Source organism: Microbacterium sp. (genome assembly GCF_052102115.1).
Taxonomy (GTDB): Bacteria; Actinomycetota; Actinomycetes; order Actinomycetales; family Microbacteriaceae; genus Microbacterium.
This window is the reverse complement of record NZ_JBQDVP010000104.1, coordinates 1-4,208: the sequence shown is the minus strand read 5'-3', so window position 1 is coordinate 4,208 and position 4,208 is coordinate 1. Positions and strand designations below refer to the sequence as shown.

3 protein-coding genes and 1 tRNA gene are annotated in these 4,208 nt (G+C 64.7%); 3 read left to right on the top strand and 1 reads right to left on the bottom strand.

Annotated elements, in window-relative coordinates; translation table 11 throughout:
- Nucleotides 1-164: 164 nt before the first annotated feature.
- Nucleotides 165-356, top strand: a complete 192-nt coding sequence (locus ACTICP_RS15950; RefSeq protein ID WP_441894035.1) for a hypothetical protein — start codon at nt 165-167, stop codon at nt 354-356.
- Nucleotides 357-519: 163 nt separating this feature from the next.
- Complete coding sequence (locus tag ACTICP_RS15945) at nt 520-2,220, top strand: recombinase family protein (RefSeq protein ID WP_441894037.1); 1,701 nt, start codon at nt 520-522, stop codon at nt 2,218-2,220.
- Here ACTICP_RS15945 and ACTICP_RS15940 read toward each other — a convergent pair.
- Nucleotides 2,180-2,252 (bottom strand) — tRNA-Val (locus tag ACTICP_RS15940). The two genes, ACTICP_RS15945 and ACTICP_RS15940, sit on opposite strands and share 41 nt — an antisense overlap.
- A 154-nt stretch (nt 2,253-2,406) precedes the next feature.
- Between ACTICP_RS15940 and aceE the strand changes: the two genes are divergently transcribed.
- The coding region (gene aceE, locus ACTICP_RS15935) for a pyruvate dehydrogenase (acetyl-transferring), homodimeric type (protein WP_441894033.1) at nt 2,407-4,208 on the top strand (1,802 nt) is incomplete at its 3' end.

Sequence of the window (4,208 nt, the reverse complement as noted above, 5' to 3'; positions counted from 1 at the left end):
CGCATCGCCTGGCCCGGAGAACCCGATACCGACCCCATCGAAGACATCGTCATCCAGAACCGCGAGGAAGACTTCGTGGAATACATGCACGCCGACGTGGAATCGCGGCGACGTGCCGAGGACCAGTTCATCGCAGGTCTCGTCCTGAGCACGGGGGAAGTGCCATGAGCAGGCGTGAGCGCAGGCGGGGTGAGGATCGACGCTTCACCGTCGAAGCTGTGCCGCGCAGTCAACCTGACCTGCACAAGCTCGCGCAGGTGTTCCTCGGCATGGCGGTCAGTAGATCGAAGACGAACGGCGAGACCGCGCCGGATGCCGCCGATCCTGGGCGTTCTGAGCCCGACAACGTAGAATAGAACCCAACGCCACGGCCTCACCGGGCCGGGTGCGCAGTCTCTTTGCCCTTGTGGCTTACCCCGGTTTCTTTCCGGCGGACGTGTTTCCCGTTTACGAGTCGCACCGCGTGACGCTTCGCCGTCGCGTTGGCTCCCACCCTTCCGGTGAGAGGAAACACGACTCATGACCCTGGCACGCCCAGCGCCACCCACCAGCATCGACCGGCTCGGCGAGACCACAACCCTCGCTGTCTCCTACCTCCGCGTCTCCACCAAGGAACAGGCAGAGCGCGGCGGCCGTGACGAGGGATTCTCGATTCCCGCGCAACGCGATGCGAACCTGCGCAAGGCTCGCGATCTGAACGCGATTGTCGTGGAGGAGTTCATCGACGCGGGTGAGTCCGCGCGCAAGGCCGACAGGCCAGAGCTGATGCGGATGATCGAGTACGTCAAGACGCACCAGGTCGCGTACTGCATCGTCCACAAGGTCGATCGGCTTGCCCGCAACCGTGCCGACGACGTAGCGATCCATCTCGCGCTCAAAGAAGCAGGCGTCATGCTCGTGTCTGCGACGGAGAACATTGATGAGACCCCGTCGGGGATGCTGTTGCACGGCATCATGTCCACGATCGCGGAGTTCTACTCCCGCAACCTCGCCAACGAGGTCGCCAAGGGCATGACGCAGAAAGCCTCCACCGGCGGCACCGTCGGTCGTGCCCCCATCGGCTACCTCAACGTCCACAAGCGTGACGAGCTCGGCCGCGACGTTCCCACCGTGATCCCGGACCCGGATCGTGCAGCTTTGGTGCGGTGGGCGTTCGAGGCGTACGCGACGGGGAACTACTCGACCTCGATGCTGCACAGCGAACTTGTCGACCGCGGCCTCACGACCGTGCCGACCCCGAAACGTCCCGCGAAGGCGCCGGGGCTGTCCACGATCCAGCAGATGCTCTCCAACCCGTACTACAAGGGCGACGTGATCTTCCGCGGCGCCCGCTACGACGGACTCCACGAACCGCTCGTGAGCGCGGAACTCTGGTACCGGGTGCAGAACGTCCTCACCGCCCACCAGGTGTCTGGGGAGAAAACCCAAACCCACGAGCACTACCTGAAAGGCTCCGTCTACTGCGGCGACTGCGGCTCCCGCCTGATGGTCACCCATGCGAAGAACGGCAAGGGCATCGTCTACCCGTACTTCATCTGCGCAGGCCGGCACTCCAAGCGCACGAACTGTGTCCGTCAGGCCATGCCGATCGAGCACATCGAACGACAGGTCGAGGACTACTACCGGCGCGTGCAGATACCCGAGCACATCGTCACCGCGCTGCGGCACATGCTCGTGCGCCAGTTCGATGACCTCCACACCGCGAACAAAGCAGAACGCCACACCCACGCCGTTGAGCGCGACCGGCTCCGCGACGAACGCCGCAGCCTGCTCCACGCCCACCACGCCGGAGCCGTCCCGCTGGACCTCCTCAAAGAAGAACAAGACCGCATCGCGCGCCGGCTCGCGTTCCTCGACGCGCAGATCGACGCGGGGCAGATCGAGTACGACCAGGCCAAAGCGCACCTTGAAGACTGCCTCGCCCTTGCCGGCGACATGCACGCGATCTACATGAGCATTGACGACTCACTCCGACGCATCTGCAACCAAGCATTCTTCGAGCGCATCCATGTCTACGAAATCGAGAACGCCGACCGGGTGGAAGCGGAACCGGGTGAACCGTTCGACACGCTGCTCGACCCGGCAATCCACGCGGCAGCGCTGGCCTACGAGGCCAGCGTGCGCGCGGGGGAAGATGTCAAACCTGCGGACGTCGCGTGTTTGAACATCGACACTTGGGTGGGCCCTGCCGGGATCGAACCGACGACATCCACGGTGTAAACGTGGCGCTCTACCAGCTGAGCTAAAGGCCCTGGTCCCGTCATTCTATCCAGGGGTGCGGTGCGCGACGTAACCGTCGATCGGGGCTAGGCTGAATACGGCGCGCGTTGTGCAGAGCCGACAAGGCTTCCCCGCGTCGCTTCCCGTTTCCTTGGCAAGACCTGCCAGCTTGACGAAAGGCTCCACGTGACTGTCCACGATCAGGATCCGTACTCCCAGGGCCCCCTCGACAGCGATCCGGAGGAGACCGGCGAGTGGCGTCAGTCGCTCAACGAGCTCGTCGATGTGAAGGGTCCGGGGCGTGGTCGCGAGATCATGCTCAGCATGCTCAAGCGCTCCAAGGAGCTGCATCTGAATGTGCCCATGGTCCCGACCACGGACTACATCAACACGATCGCTTCTGAGAACGAACCCGACTTCCCCGGCGATGAGGAGCTCGAGCGCCGCTACCGGCATTGGATCCGGTGGAACGCCGCGGTCACGGTGCACCGTGCGCAGCGCCCCGGCATCGGCGTCGGCGGCCACATCTCGACCTACGCATCGGCCGCTTCGCTGTACGAGGTCGGTCACAACCACTTCTTCCGCGGTCAGGATCACCCGTCCGGCGGCGACCAGATCTTCTACCAGGGCCACGCCTCCCCCGGCATGTACGCCCGCGCCTTTCTCGAGGGGCGTCTGACAGAGGCCCAGCTCGACGCTTTCCGCCAGGAGAAGTCCGGCGCGCCGAACGGCATCCCGTCCTACCCGCACCCGCGCATGATGCGCGAGTTCTGGCAGTTCCCGACCGTGTCGATGGGCCTGGGGCCGATCAACGCGGTCTACCAGGCGATGACGAACAAGTACCTCGAGAACCGCGGCATCAAGGATGTCGGCGATTCCCACGTCTGGGCGTTCCTCGGCGACGGCGAGATGGACGAGGTCGAGTCCCGCGGCCAGCTGCAGGTGGCAGCCAACGAGGGCCTGGACAACCTCACCTTCGTGATCAACGCCAACCTGCAGCGCCTCGATGGGCCGGTGCGCGGCAACGGCAAGATCATCCAGGAGCTCGAGTCGTACTTCCGCGGCGCCGGCTGGAACGTCATCAAGGTCGTCTGGGGCCGGGAGTGGGACGAGCTACTCGCGAACGACTCCGACGGAGCGCTGCTCAACCTCATGAACGTCACCCCCGACGGTGACTATCAGACCTACAAGGCCGAGAACGGCGCCTTCGTACGCGAGAACTTCTTCGGTCGCGACGAGCGCACAGCCGCCATGGTCAAGGACTACACCGACGACCAGATCTGGAAGCTCCGCCGCGGCGGCCACGACTACCGCAAGGTGTACGCGGCGTACAAGGCGGCCATGGAGCACAAGGGCCAGCCGACCGTCATCCTCGCCAAGACCGTCAAGGGCTACGGTCTCGGACCGCACTTCGAGGGGCGCAACGCGACGCACCAGATGAAGAAGATGACGCTGGAGGACCTCAAGCTCTTCCGCGACACGATGCAGATTCCGATCACGGATGCACAGCTCGAGGAGAACCCGTACCAGCCGCCGTACTACAACCCCGGCGAGCAGGACGAGACCATCCAGTACATGCTCGATCGGCGCCGCGACCTCGGCGGTTTCCTTCCCGAACGGCGCACCACCCACGTGGATCTGGCGATCCCCGAGGACAAGGACTACGCGTTCCCCAAGAAGGGCTCGGGCAACCAGGAGGTCGCCACGACGATGGCGTTCGTCCGGATGCTCAAGGACCTGCTGCGGGTGAAGGGCTTCGGCGAGCGGATCGTCCCGATCATCCCGGACGAGGCGCGCACCTTCGGCATGGACTCGTACTTCCCCTCGGCGAAGATCTACAACCCGAACGGCCAGAACTACACCGCCGTCGACCGCGAGCTGCTCCTGGCGTACAAGGAGAGCCCGCAGGGCCAGATCATGCACGTGGGCATCAACGAGGCCGGCGCCACCGCGGCGTTCACCGCCACGGGCACCTCGTACTCCACGCA